General features: G+C 60.2%; 20 protein-coding genes and 1 other RNA gene. 8 read left to right on the forward strand and 13 right to left on the reverse strand.

What is annotated here, in order from left to right:
- Positions 1-7: 7 nt before the first annotated feature.
- Positions 8-104: signal recognition particle sRNA small type (gene ffs / locus PY650_RS24625), an RNA gene on the reverse strand.
- A gap of 91 nt (positions 105-195) precedes the next feature.
- On the opposite strand from ffs, the gene PY650_RS24630 reads away from it, so the two are divergent.
- From PY650_RS24630 to PY650_RS24650, 5 genes are all read left to right on the forward strand, one after another.
- The gene (locus PY650_RS24630; protein ID WP_285882217.1) at positions 196-606 is read left to right on the forward strand and encodes an HIT family protein; all 411 of its coding nucleotides are present in this window, start codon (positions 196-198) and stop codon (positions 604-606) included.
- Positions 603-1,562, forward strand: coding sequence for an NAD(+) diphosphatase (nudC, locus tag PY650_RS24635; protein ID WP_285882218.1), 960 nt, complete (start codon positions 603-605; stop codon positions 1,560-1,562). Before PY650_RS24630 ends, nudC begins: the two co-directional genes overlap by 4 nt.
- Before the next feature lie 9 nt (positions 1,563-1,571).
- Entirely contained in the window at positions 1,572-2,258 is a 687-nt protein-coding gene (locus PY650_RS24640; RefSeq protein ID WP_285882219.1) for a helix-turn-helix transcriptional regulator, read from the forward strand.
- A gap of 82 nt (positions 2,259-2,340) precedes the next feature.
- Complete coding sequence (locus tag PY650_RS24645) at positions 2,341-2,577, forward strand: hypothetical protein (RefSeq protein WP_285882220.1); 237 nt, start codon at positions 2,341-2,343, stop codon at positions 2,575-2,577.
- Positions 2,578-2,693: 116 nt separating this feature from the next.
- Positions 2,694-3,062 (forward strand): VOC family protein, encoded by a 369-nt coding sequence (locus PY650_RS24650; RefSeq protein ID WP_285882221.1) that lies wholly within the window; start codon positions 2,694-2,696, stop codon positions 3,060-3,062.
- Between the two features lie 288 nt (positions 3,063-3,350).
- On the opposite strand, the gene PY650_RS24655 is transcribed toward PY650_RS24650, so the two are convergent.
- Both PY650_RS24655 and PY650_RS24660 read right to left on the reverse strand, forming a co-directional pair.
- Positions 3,351-4,205, reverse strand: a complete 855-nt coding sequence (locus tag PY650_RS24655; protein ID WP_285882222.1) for a prephenate dehydratase — start codon at positions 4,203-4,205, stop codon at positions 3,351-3,353.
- 26 nt (positions 4,206-4,231) lie between these two features.
- Positions 4,232-4,987 (reverse strand): 3-deoxy-manno-octulosonate cytidylyltransferase, encoded by a 756-nt coding sequence (locus tag PY650_RS24660; RefSeq protein WP_285882223.1) that lies wholly within the window; start codon positions 4,985-4,987, stop codon positions 4,232-4,234.
- A 151-nt stretch (positions 4,988-5,138) separates the two neighbouring features.
- On the opposite strand from PY650_RS24660, the gene PY650_RS24665 reads away from it, so the two are divergent.
- Entirely contained in the window at positions 5,139-5,720 is a 582-nt protein-coding gene (locus PY650_RS24665) for a c-type cytochrome (RefSeq protein WP_285882224.1), read from the forward strand.
- Between the two features lie 69 nt (positions 5,721-5,789).
- Here the strand turns inward: PY650_RS24665 and PY650_RS24670 are convergent, their stop codons facing one another.
- A complete protein-coding gene (locus PY650_RS24670) occupies positions 5,790-6,950 on the reverse strand; it encodes a patatin-like phospholipase family protein (RefSeq protein WP_285882225.1) in 1,161 nt (386 codons plus the stop codon).
- A gap of 154 nt (positions 6,951-7,104) precedes the next feature.
- Positions 7,105-8,049: an AEC family transporter gene (locus tag PY650_RS24675; RefSeq protein ID WP_285882226.1), complete on the reverse strand. Its 945-nt coding sequence runs from the start codon at positions 8,047-8,049 to the stop codon at positions 7,105-7,107.
- Between the two features lie 412 nt (positions 8,050-8,461).
- On the opposite strand from PY650_RS24675, the gene PY650_RS24680 reads away from it, so the two are divergent.
- Positions 8,462-9,454: an adenosine kinase gene (locus PY650_RS24680; protein WP_285882227.1), complete on the forward strand. Its 993-nt coding sequence runs from the start codon at positions 8,462-8,464 to the stop codon at positions 9,452-9,454.
- Between the two features lie 87 nt (positions 9,455-9,541).
- Here the strand turns inward: PY650_RS24680 and PY650_RS24685 are convergent, their stop codons facing one another.
- On the reverse strand, positions 9,542-10,159 hold the full coding sequence (locus PY650_RS24685; protein WP_285882228.1) for a cadmium resistance transporter: 618 nt from the start codon (positions 10,157-10,159) through the stop codon (positions 9,542-9,544).
- A gap of 93 nt (positions 10,160-10,252) precedes the next feature.
- Complete coding sequence (locus tag PY650_RS24690) at positions 10,253-10,792, reverse strand: SH3 domain-containing protein (RefSeq protein WP_285882229.1); 540 nt, start codon at positions 10,790-10,792, stop codon at positions 10,253-10,255.
- A 181-nt stretch (positions 10,793-10,973) separates the two neighbouring features.
- Here PY650_RS24690 and PY650_RS24695 point away from each other — a divergent pair, with 181 nt between their 5' ends.
- Positions 10,974-11,975: a 2-hydroxyacid dehydrogenase gene (locus PY650_RS24695; RefSeq protein ID WP_285882230.1), complete on the forward strand. Its 1,002-nt coding sequence runs from the start codon at positions 10,974-10,976 to the stop codon at positions 11,973-11,975.
- Here PY650_RS24695 and PY650_RS24700 read toward each other — a convergent pair whose 3' ends face one another.
- The 6 genes from PY650_RS24700 to PY650_RS24725 form a co-directional block, all read right to left on the reverse strand.
- Positions 11,976-12,455: a GNAT family N-acetyltransferase gene (locus tag PY650_RS24700; RefSeq protein ID WP_432761575.1), complete on the reverse strand. Its 480-nt coding sequence runs from the start codon at positions 12,453-12,455 to the stop codon at positions 11,976-11,978.
- Entirely contained in the window at positions 12,452-13,222 is a 771-nt protein-coding gene (locus PY650_RS24705) for a molybdopterin-synthase adenylyltransferase MoeB (protein ID WP_285882231.1), read from the reverse strand. Before PY650_RS24705 ends, PY650_RS24700 begins: the two co-directional genes overlap by 4 nt.
- Positions 13,223-13,260: 38 nt before the next feature.
- A complete protein-coding gene (gene recF, locus PY650_RS24710) occupies positions 13,261-14,388 on the reverse strand; it encodes a DNA replication/repair protein RecF (RefSeq protein WP_285882232.1) in 1,128 nt (375 codons plus the stop codon).
- Positions 14,389-14,708: 320 nt separating this feature from the next.
- Entirely contained in the window at positions 14,709-15,857 is a 1,149-nt protein-coding gene (dnaJ, locus tag PY650_RS24715; RefSeq protein ID WP_285882233.1) for a molecular chaperone DnaJ, read from the reverse strand.
- A gap of 84 nt (positions 15,858-15,941) precedes the next feature.
- Positions 15,942-17,858 carry a molecular chaperone DnaK gene (gene dnaK / locus PY650_RS24720; protein ID WP_285882234.1) on the reverse strand — a complete coding sequence of 639 codons (1,917 nt, stop codon included), beginning with the start codon at positions 17,856-17,858 and terminating at the stop codon, positions 15,942-15,944.
- A 292-nt stretch (positions 17,859-18,150) separates the two neighbouring features.
- Complete coding sequence (locus tag PY650_RS24725) at positions 18,151-20,526, reverse strand: transglycosylase domain-containing protein (protein WP_285882235.1); 2,376 nt, start codon at positions 20,524-20,526, stop codon at positions 18,151-18,153.
- Positions 20,527-20,758: the final 232 nt, after the last annotated feature.

A 20,758-nucleotide genomic window follows, 5' to 3' on the forward strand; every position in this document is an offset into this window, starting at 1 on the left:
GGAAAGGGTGGGAGGCTGGCACGATGACCCGTGCCGGGCTCGTTAGGGCTGCTTCCTTCCGGACCTGACCCGGTTGGCGAGTGGCTCGTCCACCACCAACCTCCCGGATGCACATATCGGCAATATCGGCATCAAAAGCAAGCCAAGGTCAAAAAAAACTGCTAAACATTTGATAAAACACTGGAGGACAGCCCATTGCAGGATTTTGCGCTCGACGATCGTCTGGCGAATGGCAGCGTTTCCGTCACGATTACCGGCCTTTGCGACGTGCGGCTGATGAAGGATCGTCGCTGGCCGTGGCTATTGTTGGTGCCCCGCCGGCCCGGCATATCGGAAATATTCGAGCTGACGCCGCTCGATCAGGTCCTGCTGAACTTCGAAACCAACAAGGTCGGTGCTGCCTTGAAGACGGTGACGGGAGCGACAAAAATCAACATCGGGGCTCTTGGAAATATCGTCCGACAGCTTCATGTTCATGTCATTGCGCGGTTCGAAGGGGACACGAACTGGCCCGGCCCGATCTGGGGTCACGGCAGGGCAGAACCCTATGCGGACGAAGACATGAACAGCTTCATAGCCAAGTTGCGGGAAACGCTTTCACAATGAACCATTCCATCTTCTCTTCGGATGCCCCCCACTCGGAAGCCAGCAGCCTCACCGCCTTTGCGGAAAATCAGCTTAATCGGGATGCCGAGCACCGCGACGAGGAATCGATCGTGCATGCGCTCGCCAAGGAAGGCACGCATATCCTGGCCTTTGCCAAGGACAAGCTGGTGCTAAAACATGACGGCCAGGTGCTTGACCCGCTGTTTGCGCGCTACGAGTTGCAGGAGCTAGATCCGGACTGGGAGGCGGCAGTGCTGCTCGGCTACCGCAAGACCGGCGAGCCGCGGCTGGCCGTTCCGGTACGTATCAATGCCGACGAACTCGCCAGCCACTATAAGCCCGCCGACATGCGCTCGCTCTGGCGCGATCTCCTGCTCGAAGGCGAAATTCTCGGCGAGGCCGCGCAAGGCATGAGCCTTATCCGCTGGAACAGCGACAACCGCTTTTGCGGTCGGTGCGGCTCGATCATGGAACTCCGCATCGGAGGCTATAAGCGGGTCTGCACGGCCTGCGAACACATAATCTTCCCGCGCACCGATCCGGTCGTCATCATGCTGACGATCGACGAGGAGAGGAACCTCTGCCTGCTCGGCCGCAGCCATCATTTCGCGCCGGGGATGTATTCCTGCCTCGCCGGCTTCGTCGAACCGGGCGAAACCATCGAGAATGCCGTGCGCCGCGAAACGCATGAGGAGTCCGGCATTCACATCGGCCGCGTGCGCTATCATGCCTCGCAACCCTGGCCGATGCCGCATTCCTTGATGATCGGCTGTTATGCCGAGGCGAAGTCGACAGAAATTCATATGGATGTCGCTGAGCTTGATGACTGCCGCTGGTTTACGCCGGAAGAGACGCTCGCCATGCTCGACCGCGTCTCGGCTTCCGGCAATACTTCTCCGCCCAAGGGCGCCATCGCCCATCGCCTGATGCGCGACTGGGTGGAATGGAAGCGATAGGCGCTTGTCATGGCGCGCTCTGAACGGTTGCTGACCCTGCTACAGACGCTCAGGCGTTACCGCCGCCCGGTCAGCGGCGCGACCCTCGCAGAGGAGACCGGCGTCAGCCTGCGTACGCTCTATCGCGATATCGCCAGCCTGCAGACCCAAGGCGCCATGATCGAAGGCGAGCCTGGCATCGGCTATGTTTTGAAGCCGGGCTTCATGCTGCCGCCAATGATGTTTTCGCAGGACGAGATCGAGGCGCTGGTGCTGGGGTCGAGATGGGTGGCGCGCGCGACCGATTCGCGACTGGCAGCAGCCGGAGCCGACGCTCTTGCCAAGATCGCTGCCGTGCTGCCGGCCGAAATGCGTGAGGCGGTCGATCAGGCTGCCGTAATCGTCGCCACGCGCCGCATAACGGAGGATAAGGCCGATCTTTCCCTCATGCGCAAGGCAATCCGTACGGAGCGGATGGTGCAATTGACCTATGGCGACGTGAACGGCGCCATTTCGACCAGGCGTATCTGGCCCTTCGCGCTTGGCTATTTCGACAACGCGCGCATCATCATGGCCTGGTGCGAGCTGCGTCAGGATTTTCGCCATTTCCGCGCCGACCGTATCATCGATTTCGCAGTGCTCGAGGCGCGCTACCCACGCCGCCGAATCGCACTTGCAAGGGAATGGCACGCCCAGCAGGGCATTGCCAACGATTGATCTCCGGCATAAGGCTGCTGCCAGAAACTGTCAGTAGCTACCGCTATGATCGGCACCATCCAGGCAGGAAGGAGGACCGATCATGGCAAGCCACGCTATCATCGTCACGAAACAAGCGCATCGCGACGTCAACGAGGCCCGCAAAAGCAAAGATCTTTCAATGCCGGCATGGCCGCTCCGCCTTCTGTTGGGTGCACTTCGCTATTTTGCAGGCAGAGGGAATCGCTTCGATATAGAGGGCGTACCGGATTCGATGAAGCGCGATCTGGGCTTTCTGGACGGCTGTGAGCCGTACCGTGAGGAAGAAAGGATGCACTAAACGCATCCTCATAAACATCCGATCCGCTGACGATCCATGGCCGGCAGGCTCCGTCCTGGCTCCCGGACCGCATCTGTCATGCCCTTATATCCCCGTAAAACAAGAGGAATATTCAAATGACAAGCCCGAATCTCATCATCTTCTACGTCAAGGATCCGGCCGAAAGCGTGCCTTTCTATCGCGACCTGCTCGGTCGCGAACCAGCCGTCGCCGCACCGAATTTCGCCGCCTTCCCGCTCGACAATGGTTTCACCCTCGGCCTCTGGCGCCGCAGCAGCGTCGAGCCGCAGCCGTCCGCTATCGGTAGTCGCGGCGAACTTGCCTTCATGGTCGAAGGCGAGGGCGCGGTCGCGGAGCACTACAAGGACTGGAAAGCCCGCGGTCTGCCTATAGCGCAGGAGCTGACGACGCTCGATTTCGGCCCGACCTTCGTCGTGCTCGATCCCGACGGCCATCGTCTCCGGGTTTGTGAGCCGGATAAGTGAATCCCATACTTTGCGATTTTTGCTCCTAACCCTAGCCCCCTCCCCGTTTGGACGGGGAGGGGGCGGCCCATTTATCCTCGCCCAAATGAGCTGCTGTAGGGAATGCTGTGGTGCGTCTATCTCTTTTTCCCCGCGTGCGGGCTGCAACCATCTGAGTTTCGTGTCGCACAATGAGGGCTGATCTTCTCGCACGCAACCGCATAACCTACTCTGCCTCATCCTAAGCCGTGGAGCTCGAAGAGCGAAGCCTCGAAGGACCGAGGGTGGGGCCTTCGAGGCAAACCCGGCTCAAAGGTCGCCCCGCATCGGATGACCTCTATAGACGCCCAGAATGCGGACCTTTTCCGAGAAGAACCGCAATTCCTCCAGCGCGCGCCGGACATTCGGATCGGAGGGATGGCCCTCGATATCCGCATAAAACTGCGTTGCTACAAAACGGCCGCCAAGCTGATAGCTTTCGAGCTTGGTCATGTTGATGCCGTTGGTTGCGAAGCCACCGAGCGCCTTATAGAGCGCGGCCGGAATGTTTCGGACGTTGAAGACGAAGGTGGTGACGATCTTTTCCTCGGGCGAGCCGCGCTGCGCCCAGTTTTCGTCGCGCGACAGCACCACGAAGCGCGTCACGTTACTTTCGGTGTCCTCGACATTTTCCGCAACGATTTCGAGCCCGTAGAGTTCGGCCGCCAGCCGCGGCGCAAGGGCGGCCATGGTGCGGTCGCCGGTTTCTTGCACGAGCTTGGCCGCACCGGCCGTATCGCCGGCAATGATGGGCTTCCAGCCATTGGCGCGCACGATCTTGCGGCATTGGCCAAGCGCATGAATATGGCTGTGAACCGTGCGGATCTCTTCCTTCTTCACGCCGGGCAGGACCATGAGCTGGAAGTGGATCGGCATGAAATATTCACCGACGATATGCAGTCGCGATTCGGGCAGCAGATGATGGATATCAGCGACGCGGCCGGCGATCGTGTTTTCGATCGGGATCATGCCAAGATCGGCATCGCCATTGTCGACGGCAGTGAAGGCGTCCTCAAAGGTCTGGCAGGGCAGCGGCTCCATCGTCGGGAACATGTCGAGGCTGGCCATGTGAGAATTGGCGCCATAGTCGCCCTGAAAAGAAATTCTGTTCGTCTTGGTGATCATTGGGACTGCCTTTGGGGGAAATTCCGTCAGAGAGCGGCGCCGGAAAGGATGCGGCGGGCCTTTTCGAGGTCGCCGGGAGTATCGACACCGAGCGGTATCGTGTCAACGATCTCGACATCGATGCGCATGCCCGCTTCGAGCGCCCGCAATTGCTCCAGTGATTCGCGCTTTTCCAGCGGCGAAGGGCCAAGGCTGACGAATTTCTCCAACGCTGCGCGGCGATAGGTGTAAAGGCCGATGTGATGATAAAGCGGCCCCGCGCCGTAAGGCGCCGTGGCGCGCGTAAAATAAAGCGCCCGCATGCGTTTATCCGAAAGAGCGGAGCCAACCAGCTTGACGACGCTTGGCTTGGTCTTCTCTTCCTCATCGGTGATTTCGACGGCAAGCGTCGCAATGTCGACGGCAGGGTTTTCGAGCGGGCGCAACGAAGCGCGGATGGTGTCGGGATCGATGGTCGGCAGGTCGCCCTGGACATTCATGACGATCTCGGCGAGACCATCGGGATCGACGGCTTTCAGCGCCTCGTAGATGCGGTCGGAGCCGGATTGATGGTCCTGGCTGGTCATGACGACTTCAAATCCGGCTTTAGCCACTGCGGCGAAAGTATCGTCGTGGTCGACGGCGACAACGATGCGACCGATCGCCGCCTCGCATGCGCGTTTGGCAACCTGTACGATCATGGGCAGACCGCAAATATCGGCGAGCGGTTTGCCCGGCAGGCGGGTCGAGGCCATCCGGGCAGGTATGAGCACCAGCGTCTTGTCTAACTTGGGATCTGTCATTGTTGGGCCTTCTAATCCCGCCGGAAAAGTGTCAAAAAGTCTCACGGTGGATACCGTTTAGAGAGTTGCAAGAAACTGCCAAAAGACATAGGTTTCGCGCGAATTCAAGATGGGCCGGCAGCCGCTGCCGGGGGTGAGGGGAGCATAGCAGATGAATTCATCCTACGTGAACATGGGTGTCGGGGCACTTCTGGCCACACTTTTTGTGCTAAAGTCCGTGTCGCTCGCGTCGGGATTTATTTTTAGTTCAGAAGCGCCGGAAAAGCCGGGCTTCGCAATTATCGTCGCTGAAGATACGTCTGCCGGAGCAGGCGGCCAGGCAGCCGCCGCCAAACAGGAAACGCCGATCGCGCAATTGCTGCAAAAAGCCGACGCCAAGGCCGGCGAATCGATCTTCAAGAAGTGTCAGGCCTGTCATGATGGCACTAAGGGCGGGCCGAACAAGGTCGGTCCGAATCTCTGGGGTGTGGTCGATCGCCCGATCGCCTCGCACGAAGGTTTTGGTTATTCCTCCGGCATGAAGGATTTCTCCAAGGGCAGCAGCGAAAAGTGGACCTACGATCATCTCTATCATTTCCTCGAAGCTCCGAAGAAATTCATCGCGGGAACGGCGATGGGCTTTGCCGGCCTGCCGAAGGAAGAAGATCGCGCCAATATCATCGCCTATCTGCGCACGCTCGCCGATACGCCGGAGCCGCTGCCTGACGCGAACGCTCCCGCAGCGACGAACTAAACTGCCTCAAGCGAACACATGCAAAAGCCCGGACGTCTCGACCGGGCTTTTTTCAGTCCAGTCAGCCACTCAAACGACGTGCTTGCGCGAGCGCATCTTCTGATCGAGGTCGAAGACTTTGAGCCCGTCCTCAATGCTTGGAGGCACGCGCCAATCCTCTGAGGCCAGTGCTTTCCGGCAATCGCGCAGGCCGGCCTGCCAGTGCTCGTGCATCGATAAAGCCGAAAATTCATAGTCCTTCGAATGGGAGCGGAACTGCTTGTTGCGGTAGATCAGGTGGATGATCGTGACGCCGTAGTCGGAACAGTTTTCCTTGAGCTTCTGGATTTCCGGATCAGCTTTAGCCTCCTCGGGCAGGCGCGCGTAGAGCTCCGAGATTGTCCGGCGTAGCTGGTGCCGTTCGAGAAAAAGATCGGTGTTGAGTCGGGTGCGGCTGGAGTAGGTAATATCCTTGCGCCGTTCCTCCACCTCTTCGAGGTCCTGCGGCAACGGGCCGGTAGCGCTGAAGAGGTCCACCTGGAAAACGACCGTGTCGACACCTGCGCCGCTCCTCAGCACATAAGTCAGCGGGGTGTTCGAGACCAGGCCGCCGTCCCAGTAGTATTCGTTGCCGATCTTGATCGCTGGAAAGCCGGGCGGTAGCGCACCGCTTGCCATGACGTGCTCGGGTTTGATCTTGATGTCCCTATTGTCGAAGTAGGCGAAATTGCCCGTTCGGACATTGACGGAGCCGAGGCTCAGTCGCACAGGGCCGTGGTTGATGCGGTCGAAATCGACGTGGTCGAGCAGGGTCTGGCGCAGTTGCTCGGTGTCGTAAATGCTCGTCGCGCCCGCCGAACCCCGCGACTGAAACCACGAAGGGATCTGCCAGGGGGAAAAGAAGCCGGGCACGCCGAACGTCGACACCCACCAGCTGCTGACGGTGCGATAGAAATGGTTGGTCTCGCGCTGCTTCTCCATGAAGAGGTCAACCGGTAACTGTACGCTGACCTTATTCCAGAACGAACGCAATTTCTCGAGCCGCTGGCCTGGCACGTTGCCCGCCATGATCGAGGCATTGATCGCGCCGATCGAGATACCGGCGATCCAATCCGGCTCAATATCGACTTGCCTCAGCGCTTCGAAAGCGCCTGCCTGATATGAGCCGAGAGCGCCGCCCCCCTGCAGGACGAAGACCTTCTGCGCATAGGCCGACGCGGGGTTCGTGATGACTGGAGCTGCAATATTCATGGTTCCATCCTTTGCTGCGCTCCACCCTTAAGGGTGGGACTGCGCGAATATATGGCCATTTTCGTGCCTGCTTCTCCGAACGCGGAGATATATCGTCGAAGTGCTTGGCGGCGAGCACACGCAAGACTGCTTTGCACCGTTTGGAAATCGCATGCTAGCCGAGCATATAGGCCCAAAGTGACACTGTGAGTGCACCGAGCGCTGTCGTCAGCGTAATCGTCGACGCCGCGAGACTGTGGCCGACACCGAAGCGATTGGCAATGAGCCAGGCGTTCACACCTGTTGGAACCGAAGAGGTGAGCACTAGTGCCTTTCGCCAATCCGGGCTAAGGCCGAGAAGGTAGCCGGCCGCAAGCACACAGACGGGCAGCAACAAAAGCTTGAAGCCCGAAGTGACGCTGGCAATGCCGAGATTGCCGGAAAGTCCATATTGCCGCAGCGCCATGCCAAGTGAAATCAACGCGGCCGGGCCCGCGATTTTGGCGATGTCACTTACCACGTTGCCGAGTGTCGTCGGCAACGAAATGCCGACGACGTGCACGACAAGGCCGGCGAACAGCCCGACGACCAGCGGATTGCGGACCAGGTTTCTGCCGACCTGCTGCAGGACCGCCGCTATGCTGCGCCCGGAACCGCCGTTCTGAATGCGCTCGGCCCGTTCCATCAGCATCGTGCCAACGATCATCATCACCGGCAGATGCACGGCAAGCAGGATCGACATTGCCACGATGCCGTCGGGGCCGACGGCACGGCCCACCAGCGGCAGGCCGATGAAAATATTGTTGGCGAAGGCAGACGATACGCCGGCGAGCACTCCGATTCGCGCGTCTCGCCCAAACAGCCGCGTCGCCGTCAGATGGCCGGCTGTCCAGGCGACCGTGACGCCGGCAAAATAGGCGATCCACAGCCGGAACGGCGAAGCTCCATGAAAATCCGCTTCAGCAATAGTCTGAAACAAAAGAAGCGGCACCGCGATCTTGAAGTCGAACTCGCTCATCGCCTCGCCGACGTTGGCTGACAATATGCCGGCACGCACAATCACCCAGCCGATGAGGATCAGCACGAAAATTGGCAGGACATCGGAGAAGATTTCGGACATGCCGGGTGAGGGGGCTGCAAACTGGAGGATATTGAGACGTGATCGCGAAGTTGTAGCAGCTTGCCGCCTCGTGAGAAGCCGAAAAGCGGGCAGAAACAAAAAAAGCGAGCAACGCCCGCTTTTCCGAACCCGGCTCCGGCCGGCGTCCTCCCGGTGCACAAGCCGCCAGTTCATCCGTGGTCGGCGCGCGTACCGGTGAGGCGGAAGGTATCATACCTTCCCAGGACTGGCGTGGACGCGTTGTCCGCATCCCATGCCAGTTCACTTGATGAACATTTACAGATGGAAAGTGACAGCGAGATGACTGGTTGAGATTTAGTTACCGCATGTGAAGCCGATTTTCCTTCCAAACTTCTGAAAAACCGCTAATACCGGATACCGGCTATCACCAATACTGGGGACCCCCTTTTTGATGACTCGTTTCGACGTACTGACTGTTGGCAATGCTATTGTTGACATTATCTCCCGCTGTAATGACCAATTCCTGATCGACAACCAGATCACCAAAGCTGCGATGAACCTCATCGATGCCGAGCGGGCCGAGTTGCTCTATTCGCGCATGGGTCCGGCGCTCGAAGCCTCTGGCGGCAGCGCCGGCAATACGGCAGCAGGCGTGGCGAATTTCGGCGGTAGGGCAGCCTATTTTGGCAAGGTTGCGGATGATCAGTTGGGGGAAATCTTCGCGCATGACATCCGCGCCCAGGGCGTGCGTTACGAAACCAAACCGAAGGGTACGTTCCCGCCGACCGCCCGTTCCATGATCTTCGTCACTGAGGACGGCGAGCGTTCGATGAACACCTATCTCGGTGCCTGCGTCGAGCTTGGTCCGGAGGACGTCGAAGCCGATGTCGTTGCCGACGCCAAGGTCACCTATTTCGAAGGTTATCTCTGGGATCCGCCGCGCGCCAAGGAAGCGATTCGCGAATGCGCCCGCATTTCCCATTCCAATGGCCGGGAAATGTCGATGACCTTGTCCGATAGCTTCTGCGTCGGCCGGTATCGCGAGGAGTTCCTCGATCTCATGCGCTCCGGCACAGTCGATATCGTTTTTGCCAACCGCGACGAGGCATTGTCGCTCTATGAGACCGATGATTTCGAGAACGCACTGAAGCTGATTGCGGCCGACTGCAAGATCGCAGCCGTGACAACAGGAAAGGATGGCGCCGTCATCGTGCGCGGCAACGAGCGCTATGTCGTCGATGCGCATCCGATCGTGGAGCGCGTCGATACGACCGGTGCCGGCGATCTTTTCGCTGCTGGCTTCCTGTTCGGCTATACGGAGGGTCGTACCCTCGAAGACTGCGGCAAGCTCGGCAACCTCGCCGCGGCTATCGTCATCGAACAGATCGGCCCACGGCCGATGCGGTCGCTTTCGGATGCTGCGAAGGAATTCGGGCTTCTTTAAATACCGCCACAAATGAGCCCACGCATTGGCTCATGCTAAAACTCGAAAGCCGCTCGCAGCAGACCGTTGTCGCGGCTTTTGTTGGGGCTATAAAAGCCGGCTAAGGAACTCGATGGTTCCGGCTTCATGCAGGATGAGTATTCCGAGGCCCACTAGGATGAATGGTACGATCCAATGTCCAAAACGCCTGATCGGTGCGCCTATCGTGCGGTGATTGACCAGGAAGTGTGCGGCGCCGAGCCATAGAGCCGTGAGTAGGGCGAAGACGATACCGACGATCGCGATCTGATCGATCGTTCGCGTGGCAAATACTGGCGTATAGATGCCGATATTATCGCCGCCATTCGCAATCGTAACTGCAGCAACAGCCGCGATCTTGCCGTGTCCGGCCGACGCCTTTTCATGATCTTCAAGATTATCATCGGCTTCAGCGCCTTGCCGCAATGCCCATAGCTTCTTCAAGCCAAGAAATATCGGTGCGAGGCCAAGGAGACCCATATAGGCAGCCGGAACGACGAGCGAGAGCAAAGAGGCGAGAACGCTCGCGCCGTAAAGAGCGGCAACACCCAGATACTGGCCGACGACAACCTCTCGGGGGCGGAATTTGGGATCCGCAAAAAATCCGAGCATTACAAAGATGTCATCCACATTGGTCGATGCAAACAGAATGATGGCTACGCCAAGAGTTCCGAGCAAATATTCCATGATCACCGTTTCCCGCCTTTGATGTTCCGATGCATCGTCGCGTCGGAAGAGTCACGCGGTCGCAGCTACCATAGAATTTTGAGGACTATCTTTTTATTTGAAAGCTTCACCGGGATAGGCGCCCCAGATTTCGGATTGCGCCACCCAGCCTTCGGTACCGTCGGCGGTCGCCAGGCACCAGTCGCCGGTGCATTCGCGGATGTTCATCATCACGCCCGGCTGGAGTTTGGCGATGACGGTGCTCGACGGCTGCGCGTCGCGGCGCATGTTGACGAAGACCGCTTTGCCCTTGCCCTTCATCCACGGCGCGGCGATCGCCGAGCGTTGGCCGGACAGCAACGACTGGTTGACCCAGCCTTCGGTGCCGTCGGCATCACGGACGCGGCGCCAATTGTCGTATTCCTGGATGATCTCGACCGGTAATCCCTGCTTGAGATAGAGCCATGACACAGCGTAGTCCGAGCTCGGGCCGACGCGCAGGTTGACCCGCTTCGACTTAAGGGTGACGAACCGCGGCAGCGGCAATCCGCTCGGGCCCTTGGCGGCCTGGGCGGCGGCAAGATCGGCGGTTGCGCCGGCCATCATCAGGCCGATCGCCAAAACAGCGCAGGACTTCAGTACTTTGCCACGCATAGGGATTTCCGTTCGCTCATCATGACCAAGGCGGCCTATCGTTCCGGTTTATCGGCAAATCCCTGCGCCGCGCCCACGAGTTTTATTTGTCTTCGCCTGCGGGTCTGGTAGAAATGCTCGGAACGGGAAAATTATCCTGCTTCTTGGTTAAGAACATCTGAACAAGGCATCGCCGGTCGCCATGACGACGAAGAAAAAACCGAAGGTCTACATCACGCGTAAACTGCCGGATGCGGTGGAGACACGGATGCGCGAACTCTTCGATGCCGAACTCAACATTGACGATACGCCGCGCACGCGTGCCGAGCTTGTCGAAGCCATTCGTTCCGCCGATGTGCTGGTGCCGACGGTCACCGATCGCATCGATGCCGCATTGATCGAGGAAGCCGGACCGCAGATGAGGCTGATTGCCAGCTTTTCGAACGGCACGGACCATATCGATGTCGAAGCTGCCGCTCGCCGGGGCATCACGGTTACCAACACGCCGAACGTCCTGACCGAAGACACGGCCGACATGACCATGGCATTGATCCTGGCGGTGCCTCGCCGTCTCGCCGAAGGTGCGCGGGTGCTGACGGACAAGCCCGGCGAATGGGCCGGCTGGTCGCCCACCTGGATGCTCGGCCGCCGCATTCACGGCAAACGCATCGGCATCGTCGGCATGGGCCGCATCGGCACTGCCGTCGCCCGCCGCGCCAAGGCCTTTGGTCTGTCCATTCACTATCACAACCGCAAGCGCGTCAGCATGACGACCGAAGACGAGCTGGAGGCGACCTATTGGGATAGTCTTGATCAGATGCTTGCCCGCGTCGACATTGTGTCGGTCAACTGCCCGTCAACACCGGCGACCTTTCATCTGATTTCGGCGCGCCGTCTGGCGCTGCTGCAGCCGACCAGCTATATCGTCAACACGGCGCGCGGCGATGTCATCGACGAGACGGCGCTGATCAAGATTTTGCGCGAGGGCAAGATCGCCGGCGCCGGTCTTGACGTTTTCGAGAACGAACCGGCCGTCAATCCGAAGCTGGTGAAGCTCGCCAACGAGGGCAAGGTCGTGATATTGCCACATATGAGCTCGGCCACCCTCGAAAGCCGCATCGATATGGGTGACAAGGTCATCATCAATATTCGCGCCTTCATCGACGGCCATCGCCCGCCGAATCGCGTCCTGCCGTTTCGCTAGTTAAATAAGGACTTTGCGCATCTCGATCGACGTCGTGCGGTCGAAGCCTGCATGGCGGTTCTCCGCGGTTTTCGCGAATCCCCACTTAGCAAAGGTCGCGTGATTGCCGATCAGCTCAATCCGCGTTTCGAGCCGCAACGCGGTTAGTCCACGCTCCCGCGCTGTCGCTTCCGCAACCGTCAGCAGGCGATGGCCAATCCCTTTGCCCTGCACGGACGGCAGGATGGCGAGCTTGGCGATATAAAGGCTGTCCGGTTCCGGACGGCAGAACATGCAGCCGGCCAATCGGTCGCCGTCGAGTGCGACATAGGCAATTTCGTTCCTCGCCTTTTCCCTGAGCGCTTGCGGCGTCAGCGACAACGCCGAGGAGGGCGGATCGATCCGTCCATTCATATAGGCGAAGGAGACGAGAATGAGCTCAAGCAGTTCGTTCCAGCGATCGAAGCTGTCGTCGAGACGCCGCAGGGTGATATCTGTCATTCGGCCGCAGCCCTGGCGCGCTTGCGGCGGTAGCGGATGGTCTCGAAGCGGGCGGCAAGGCCGTCATAGAGCAGGAGGCGTCCGATCAGCGGCTCGCCGATGCCGGTGATGAGCTTGATTGCTTCCATTGCCATCAGCGTGCCGATGACGCCGGTCAGCGCGCCGATGATACCGGCCTCGGAACAGGCGGGAATGAGGCCTTCAGGCGGAGGCGCCGGGAAAAGGTCGCGATAACCAGGGTTCGGTGTACCGTCGGAGTTGGTCTCGTAGGGCTTCAGCGTTGTCAGCGAGCCATCGAACCGGCCGACCGCGCCGGTCACCAACGGCAGGCGCGCCAGTTCGGCTGCGTCGGCTGCGGCATAGCGCGTGTCGAAATTGTCGGAACCATCGACGATAAGATCGAAGCCGGCGAGGTGCCGCGCCGTGGTCTCGATGGAAAAACGTTCCTCGAATCGAATCGTGCGCACATGCGGGTTCAGCCGCGCAATGGCGTCAGCAGCACTTTGCGTTTTCAGCTCGCCGATCGTGCCGGTATCGTGGATCACCTGCCGCTGCAGGTTGGAGAGCGCGACGCGGTCGTCATCGGTAATCCCAAGCGTACCGACGCCGGCGGCGGCGAGATATTGAAGCACCGGCGCACCGAGCCCTCCGGCGCCGATCACCAAAACCCGTGCCACCTTCAATTTCTGCTGGCCGGCGCCACCCACTTCGGGGAGCAGGATGTGGCGCTGGTAGCGGGCGATTTCGTCTGAGGTCAAAGGATCCATGACGATGATATTATCACGCTCCAGGGAGAATTCTCCGCTTATGATTTCGAAATACCGCCATGTGCAACGATAAAAAATTGCGCCCGCTCGCCGAGCGTTGAAAACATCGTTTTGTCGGTACCCGTCATGAGGGCCTGTCCGCCAAGTCCGTCGATTAGGTCAAAGAGAGCCGCGCGCCGGCCTTCGTCCAGATGCGCGGCGATTTCGTCGAGCAGCAGGATCGGCGCATGGCCGGTCAAATTGCCGACGAGGCGGGCATGGGCGAGGATAAGGCCGACGAGCAGGGCCTTTTGTTCGCCCGTCGAGCAACGCTCGGCTTCCATATGTTTCTCTCGATGGCGCACCAAGAGATCGGCCCGATGCGGGCCGTCAAGCGTGCGCCCCGCCGCCGCGTCGCGATAGCGCCCCTCCCGCAGCATCTCGGCATAGCTGTCCTCGAGATCGAGAGCCGGACGATCGAATTGCCCGTCGAGAAAACCGGAGAGCTCGAGCGCGGCGGATGGGAAGGGTGTCGCCTCACGAGTTTCGGCGATCAGCCGCGAGAGAAGGCCAAGCATCTCCTGCCGGGCCAGCGCCATGGCGATGCCGAGGCTTGCCATCTGCTCCTCGATTCCGGCGAGCCAGGACGGATCGAATCGCCCTTCGACGAGCAGCTTGTTGCGGCTGCGCATGGCCCGCTCGAAATCGCTGGCGCGGCGGCCATGCGCCGGGTCAAGCGACAGCACCAGTCGATCAAGGAAACGGCGCCGCTCGGAGGAGCCGCCGGTGAATAGCCCGTCCATGGCCGGAGTAAGCCAAAGCACGCGCAGATGGTCCGTCAACTCGTCCACGGTCTTGGCCGGCGTGCCGTTGATCCTGAGCTTGCGTGCCGTCGTCTCGTCGGTCGCGTCGACGCCGGTGCCGATTTCGACCTCGCCGTCCATGCCCTCCAGCTCGGAGAAAATCGAAAAGCCGCTCGACGCGTCAACGCGGATGACATCCGCGTAGGCCGCGCGCCGCAGACCGCGTCCGGGTGAGAGGAAGGAGACCGCCTCCATCAGATTGGTCTTGCCGGCGCCGTTGTCGCCGGTCAGCACCACATGCCGCTCGTCAAGCGCAAGCGACTCCGCCGCATAATTGCGGAAGTCGGTCAGCTTCAGGCGTGAGATGAAAACCTTGTGCGGCATCGGGTATCCGGATTCGTGTCGATGGGCGAGGGGTATGCCGAACCCCGCCGGAGTGCAAGGTTTTTGCCGGTGGCCATGTAACAGAGATGGAGCGGGGCGACGGCGGGGCACCCTCGTTCTTCGACGGGCTCAGGATGAGAGTGGAGCGAATTGCACGCCCGTGGCGGAATGTGACGCATCAGGCAGGGTGAGAGGATCAGCCCCCATCGTAGGAGACCCAAGGGGCCGTCTCGAACCACGAGGGCGGGTGATTCGCCCCAAAAATAAGAAATCCGGCCGAATCATCGGCCGGATTCATGTGAAACGAATTGATTCGCCGCTCAGTCGCTGAACGTTTCGAAGAAATCCTTCATGCGAGCGAAAAAGCCCGTTGATTCGGGATTGTTGTCCTTCGAGGAGATCTGTTCGAATTCCTGCAGCAGCTCGCGCTGGCGCTTGGTAAGCTTCTGCGGTGTTTCGATCTGGATCTGAATGTAGAGATCCCCGACTTGGCTGGAGCGCAGCACCGGCATGCCCTTCGCCTTCAGGCGGAATTGCTTACCAACCTGTGTGCCTTCGGGAACGGTGACGCGCGATTTCGTGCCATCGAGCGTCGCAACATCGAAGGTGCCCCCAAGCGCCGCCGTCGTCATTGAGATCGGCACTGCACAATAGAGATCGGCGCCGTCGCGCTGGAAGAATTCATGCGGCTTGACGGAGAGGAAGATATAGAGATCGCCCGAAGGCCCGCCGCGCAAGCCAGCTTCGCCTTCGCCCTGCAGGCGAATGCGCGTGCCATCCTCGATGCCGGCCGGGATGTTGACCGAGAGCGAACGCTCTTCGGTAACGCGGCCCTGACCATGGCATTTCGTGCAGGGATCGGGAATGATCTGGCCGCGGCCGTGGCAGGTCGGGCAGGTGCGCTCGACCGAGAAGAATCCCTGCGCGGCGCGCACCCGGCCCGAACCCTGGCAGGTGCCACAGGTCTTCGGCTGGGTGCCCGGCTTGGCACCGGAGCCGGAACAAACGTCGCAGGTGATCGAGGTCGGTACGCGAATCTGCGCCGTCTTGCCGGTAAAAGCCTCTTCGAGCGAGATTTCCATGTTGTAGCGAAGATCGGCGCCGCGTTCGCGACCGCCCGAGGAGCGCCCGCGCGAGCGTCCGCCACCCATCATCTCGCCGAAAATATCTTCGAAAATGTCGGAGAAGCCGCCGCCACCGAAGCCACCGCCGCCAAAACCGCCGCCACCGCCCATGCCGCCGTGCTCGAAGGCAGCATGGCCATAACGATCATAGGCCGCGCGCTTCTGCGGATCCTTGAGCGTCTCGTAGGCTTCGTTGATTTCCTTGAACTTTCGCTCGGCATCCTTGTCTTCCGGATTTTTGTCCGGATGAAATTTCATCGCCAACTTGCGAAAAGCGCTCTTGAGCTCTTTTTCGTCCGCCGTTCTGGCGACACCCAACGTGTCGTAAAAGTCCGCTTTTGCCATTAAGGAATCGACCCCGGAAATGGATTTCCGGCTGCCCTAAGGCAGCCGGATCTGAGTTTCAGCCAAACCAGTTAAGGCTTGCGATTATGCAGACCGCTTGCGGTCGTCCTCGTCCTTGATTTCCTCGTAGTCGGCATCGACGACGTCGTCATGGCCGCCCGCCTTGGCATCAGCGGTAGAGCCTTCCGCCTGCTGGGCTTCATAAATCGCCTGGCCGAGCTTCATGGACACTTCCATGAGCGTCTGGGTCTTGGCCTTGATGTCTTCGGCGTCCGGTTCGGAAGCTTCGGTCGCAGCCTTCAGCGCGGTAATCGCCTCGGAGATCGCGTTGCGGTCAGCTTCGGTGACCTTATCGCCATAATCCTTCAGCGACTTCTCGCTGGAGTGGATCAGGCTTTCGGCCTGGTTCTTGGCTTCCACGCCTTCGCGGCGCTTCTTGTCCTCGGCAGCATGTGCCTCGGCGTCCTTGACCATCTTTTCGATGTCGGCGTCGGAAAGACCGCCGGAAGCCTGGATGCGGATCTGCTGTTCCTTGCCGGTGCCCTTGTCCTTGGCCGAAACCTGGACGATGCCGTTGGCGTCGATATCGAAGGTGACTTCGATCTGCGGTACGCCACGCGGTGCCGGCGGCAAGCCGACGAGGTCGAACTGGCCGAGCAGCTTGTTGTCGGCAGCCATTTCGCGCTCGCCCTGCGAAACGCGGATGGTCACGGCCGACTGGTTGTCGTCGGCCGTCGAGAAAGTCTGCGACTTCTTCGTCGGGATCGTGGTGTTACGCTCGATCAGGCGGGTGAAGACGCCGCCCAGGGTTTCGATGCCGAGAGACAGCGGGGTAACGTCGAGCAGCAGGACGTCCTTGACGTCGCCTTGGAGGACGCCGGCCTGGATGGCAGCACCGAGAGCGACGACTTCGTCCGGGTTGACGCCCTTGTGTGGATCCTTGCCGAACAGCTGCTTGACGACTTCCTGAACCTTCGGCATGCGGCTCATGCCGCCGACGAGAACGACTTCGTCGATCTCGGCAGCCGTGACGCCGGCATCCTTGAGAGCGGCCTTGCAAGGCGCGATCGTGCGCTGAACGAGATCGTCGACCAGGCTTTCCAGCTTGGCGCGGGTCAGCTTCAGCGTCAAGTGCTTCGGGCCGGTGGCGTCTGCCGTGATGAAGGGCAGGTTGATTTCGGTCTGCTGCGAAGAGGACAGTTCGATCTTGGCCTTTTCAGCGGCTTCTTTGAGGCGCTGCAGAGCGAGCTTGTCGCCCTTGAGATCGATGCCGTTGTCCTTCTTGAACTCGGCAACGAGATATTCGACGAGACGCATGTCGAAGTCTTCACCGCCAAGGAAGGTGTCGCCGTTGGTCGACTTCACTTCGAAAACGCCGTCGCCGATTTCCAGGATCGAAATATCGAAGGTGCCGCCGCCAAGGTCGTAGACGGCGATCGTCTTGCCGTCCTTCTTGTCGAGGCCGTAGGCGAGAGCGGCAGCGGTTGGCTCGTTGATGATGCGCAGGACTTCAAGACCGGCGATCTTGCCGGCATCCTTGGTTGCCTGGCGCTGCGCGTCGTTGAAGTATGCGGGAACGGTGATAACGGCCTTTTCGACCTTTTCGCCGAGATAGGATTCGGCGGTTTCCTTCATCTTCTGAAGGATCATTGCGGAAACTTGTGCGGGCGAATAGCCCTTGCCTTGTGCCTCGACCCAGGCGTCGCCATTGTCGCCACGAACGATCTTGAAGGGAACGAGGTGTTTGTCCTTCTCGACAGTCGGATCTTCGTAGCGGCGGCCAATCAGGCGCTTGACAGCGAAGAGGGTGTTGGTGGGGTTGGTGACCGCCTGGCGCTTGGCCGGCTGGCCGACGAGGCGTTCGCTGTCGTCAGTGAAGGCTACCATAGAAGGGGTGGTGCGGGCGCCTTCGGCATTTTCGATCACTTTCGCGTCCTTGCCGTCCATGACGGCGACGCAGGAATTCGTGGTTCCAAGGTCGATACCAATTACTTTTGCCATGTCATTCTCTCCTTGAAGCAAGCTATCGGAACCCCTGTCAGGCATTCCATTGACAGCCCCTTACGGGATGGTCTTGAGGATTGCGCAGCCATGACTGCGGTGATGCCGCGTATATAAGTAGCGGTTTTACTGACTGCAAGGCAGGAAATCACCCGGAATCCAGCAAAACGAATGGTTTGTCGCGCAAATTCCACAGTGTCACAATCAGGTTGTGAGCCCGCGGAATTCGCGCGACCATCTATCAGATCAGCCTTGCCGCGGCCTTGCAAGCGACAATGGCAAGAATCGCTTCTTATTGCCCGAGAATGACATCGAGAAGCGAGGAGCGGTGCGGCCTAACCGTCGCCGTCGTCGGGACGGTATCGCCGATATCGGCAGGGGGGATATCCCCGGTGTCGTAGCGGTTCGTACTGTAGGGATTGGTGTTGTCGGCCAGGCCCGCGGGCGGCAGATCTTCGGGATCGTCGTTCACTGGTGCCTGATTGACTGGCTGTCGCGGCTGCTGGACCGGTTGCTGCGCGGGCCGTTGCTGGATCGTCGGTTGGCTCTGTTGTTGCGCAGCCTGGCCGTCGTTGCCGGCGCTAATGGCACCGGAGATGATAGCGCCGATCGTCGTCGGCTGTTGGACATTCGGCGCGGATGCCGCCACCGGCACGCTACTGTCAATGATCTGGCCGCCGCCGAAAATCGGGGTCGGCGTGAGGCCCTTATGGGCCGCAACCATGAATTCCTTCCAGGCTCTGGCTGGCAGCCCACCGCCGGTCACCTTTTTCATCGATTTGCCGTCGTCATTGCCGAACCACACGCCGGTGGTAAGATGGCTGGTGAAACCGACGAACAGCGCATCGCGGAACGATTGCGTCGTGCCGGTCTTGCCAGCCGCTTGCCAGCCGGGGACACGCGCAGCCTTGCCGGTGCCAAAATTGATGACGCCGGTCATCATGCTGTTCATATTGGTAACGACGCCAGCGTTCAGAACCCGCGGCGAATTGTCGAAATTCGCCTGATAGAGCACCTTGCCGGAGGCGGTCGTCACCTTGGTGATGACGTGCGGTGTCGCCTTGAGGCCGCCGTTCATGAAAGAAGCATAGGCCGAGGTAAGCTCCAGCAGTGAGACCTCCGATGTTCCGAGCGCGATCGAGGCGTTGGCCTGCAGGTCGGATTCGATGCCGAGACGATGCGCGACCTTGACCACTTGCTCGGGCCCGACTTCCATCGCAAGCTGGGCGGCGACGGTGTTTAGTGAATGGGCCACGGCGGTGGCGAGCGTCACCGGCCCGTTATACTTCTGCTCGTAGTTCTCCGGCTCCCAATTGCCGATCTTTACCGGCGCGTCGTTGCGGATCGAGTCCGGCGTCAGGCCCATCTCCAGCGCCGCGGTATAGACGAAAGGCTTGAAAGCGGAGCCCGGCTGGCGCTTGGCCGTGACGGCGCGGTTGAACTGGCTCTGCGCATAGTCCCGACCGCCGACCAGCGCGCGGATGGCGCCTGTCGCGTCCACGGAGACGAGCGAGGCCTGCGAGGCATTGAGTTTCTTGCCGTCCTTGGCGAGCACGTCGTTCAGCGCCTGTTCGGCCTTCTGTTCCAGCGACGTGTCGATCGTGGTGTCGACGGTCAGATCTTCTTTGACGTCGCCGCCGATCAGGCCGGGAAGCTGGTCCATGACCATATCCGCGACATAGTTCTGCGCGCCGCTCCAATAGCTTTTCGACCGTGTCGGCGGCTGCGACATCGCCGTCTTGATATCGGCCTCGCTAATGTAGCCCTGGTCGCGCATCGCCTGCAGCACGAGCTGGGCGCGGGCCTCGGCAGCGGCCGGATCGCGGGCCGGCGACAGCTTCGACGGCGCCTTGACGAGGCCGGCGAGCATGGCCGCTTCGCCGAGATTCACGTCGCGCGCCGATTTATTGAAATAGCGCTGCGACGCCGCCTCGACGCCGTAGGCGTTCGCGCCGAAGTAGACCCGGTTCAGGTACATCGCCAGGATCTGGTCCTTGGTGAACTTATGCTCTAGCCAGATGGCGAGCAGCACTTCTTGGACCTTGCGCTCCAGCGTGCGCTCTGGTGACAGGAAGAGGTTCTTGGCGAGCTGCTGCGTCAGCGTCGAGCCGCCCTGAACGGCATGGCCGGTCAGCGCGTTCGTCACTATCGCACGGCCGAGGCCGATCGGATCGAAGCCGAAATGGGAATAGAAGCGACGGTCCTCGATCGCGATGATCGCCTCGGGAATATAGGGGGACATGTCGTTCAGCGTCAAAGCCTCGCCGCCTGTCGCGCCGCGATTGGCGACGACGCTGCCGTCGAGATCGGCGATCTTGACATTTGGCGGCCGGGCTGGAATGGCCCAGGTGCTGGCGTTCGGCATGCGCGATCCATAATAGACCACGAGGCCGGCGGCGCCGATGCCGGCCCAGATGCAGAGCACGATGCCCCAATAGATTACCGAGCGGACGAAGCCGAAGAAGCCACCGCCGCGCTCGCGCCGTGGCTGCTTGCGCCGACTCTTGGCGCGGCGCGGTCTGTCTGGCTTAGGATCCTCGTCGCCGCGCCCGGAAGAGCGCCCACCGCCGGCAATCCGTTCGCCGGCGCTGAATCCATCATCGCCGCGTTCCTGACCGCTTGAAAAGGAGGGCTCTATCCTCTGGGGTGATCTGCGTTTGCCTGCCATTACGGACCGGTCATACCCCCGATGGTTCCATATTCCAATATCTGATGCCGAGCCGCCACGCGCCTGCTCGTCGCCCTCGGTCGCTTCGTCGGAACATCAAAGCCCCGGTGAACTGTAAATGCGGCGATTTAAGGAGGGATTAAAAACATCCTTAACCGATCGCAGTGGCAGCATTCGTCCATCTGCGGTAGAATTGTCGAAGGAACTTTTCTCCCTCTCGTGCATTGTTTCA

This window comes from Martinezella calliandrae (genome assembly GCF_030272695.1).
Lineage (GTDB): Bacteria > Pseudomonadota > Alphaproteobacteria > Rhizobiales > Rhizobiaceae > Rhizobium > Rhizobium calliandrae.

Coding starts and splice junctions, on each gene's coding strand:
- PY650_RS24645 (WP_285882220.1), top strand. CDS start 2,341: ATGGCAAGCCACGCTATCATCGTCACGAAACAAGCGCATCGCGACGTC.
- PY650_RS24640 (WP_285882219.1), top strand. CDS start 1,572: ATGGCGCGCTCTGAACGGTTGCTGACCCTGCTACAGACGCTCAGGCGT.
- PY650_RS24670 (WP_285882225.1), bottom strand. CDS start 6,950: ATGAATATTGCAGCTCCAGTCATCACGAACCCCGCGTCGGCCTATGCG.
- recF (WP_285882232.1), bottom strand. CDS start 14,388: ATGCCGCACAAGGTTTTCATCTCACGCCTGAAGCTGACCGACTTCCGC.
- dnaJ (WP_285882233.1), bottom strand. CDS start 15,857: ATGGCAAAAGCGGACTTTTACGACACGTTGGGTGTCGCCAGAACGGCG.
- PY650_RS24725 (WP_285882235.1), bottom strand. CDS start 20,526: ATGGCAGGCAAACGCAGATCACCCCAGAGGATAGAGCCCTCCTTTTCA.
- PY650_RS24685 (WP_285882228.1), bottom strand. CDS start 10,159: ATGGAATATTTGCTCGGAACTCTTGGCGTAGCCATCATTCTGTTTGCA.
- dnaK (WP_285882234.1), bottom strand. CDS start 17,858: ATGGCAAAAGTAATTGGTATCGACCTTGGAACCACGAATTCCTGCGTC.
- PY650_RS24700 (WP_432761575.1), bottom strand. CDS start 12,455: ATGACAGATATCACCCTGCGGCGTCTCGACGACAGCTTCGATCGCTGG.
- PY650_RS24655 (WP_285882222.1), bottom strand. CDS start 4,205: ATGATCACCAAGACGAACAGAATTTCTTTTCAGGGCGACTATGGCGCC.
- nudC (WP_285882218.1), top strand. CDS start 603: ATGAACCATTCCATCTTCTCTTCGGATGCCCCCCACTCGGAAGCCAGC.
- PY650_RS24705 (WP_285882231.1), bottom strand. CDS start 13,222: ATGGATCCTTTGACCTCAGACGAAATCGCCCGCTACCAGCGCCACATC.
- PY650_RS24675 (WP_285882226.1), bottom strand. CDS start 8,049: ATGTCCGAAATCTTCTCCGATGTCCTGCCAATTTTCGTGCTGATCCTC.
- PY650_RS24665 (WP_285882224.1), top strand. CDS start 5,139: ATGAATTCATCCTACGTGAACATGGGTGTCGGGGCACTTCTGGCCACA.
- PY650_RS24660 (WP_285882223.1), bottom strand. CDS start 4,987: ATGACAGATCCCAAGTTAGACAAGACGCTGGTGCTCATACCTGCCCGG.
- PY650_RS24690 (WP_285882229.1), bottom strand. CDS start 10,792: ATGCGTGGCAAAGTACTGAAGTCCTGCGCTGTTTTGGCGATCGGCCTG.
- PY650_RS24695 (WP_285882230.1), top strand. CDS start 10,974: ATGACGACGAAGAAAAAACCGAAGGTCTACATCACGCGTAAACTGCCG.
- PY650_RS24650 (WP_285882221.1), top strand. CDS start 2,694: ATGACAAGCCCGAATCTCATCATCTTCTACGTCAAGGATCCGGCCGAA.
- PY650_RS24680 (WP_285882227.1), top strand. CDS start 8,462: ATGACTCGTTTCGACGTACTGACTGTTGGCAATGCTATTGTTGACATT.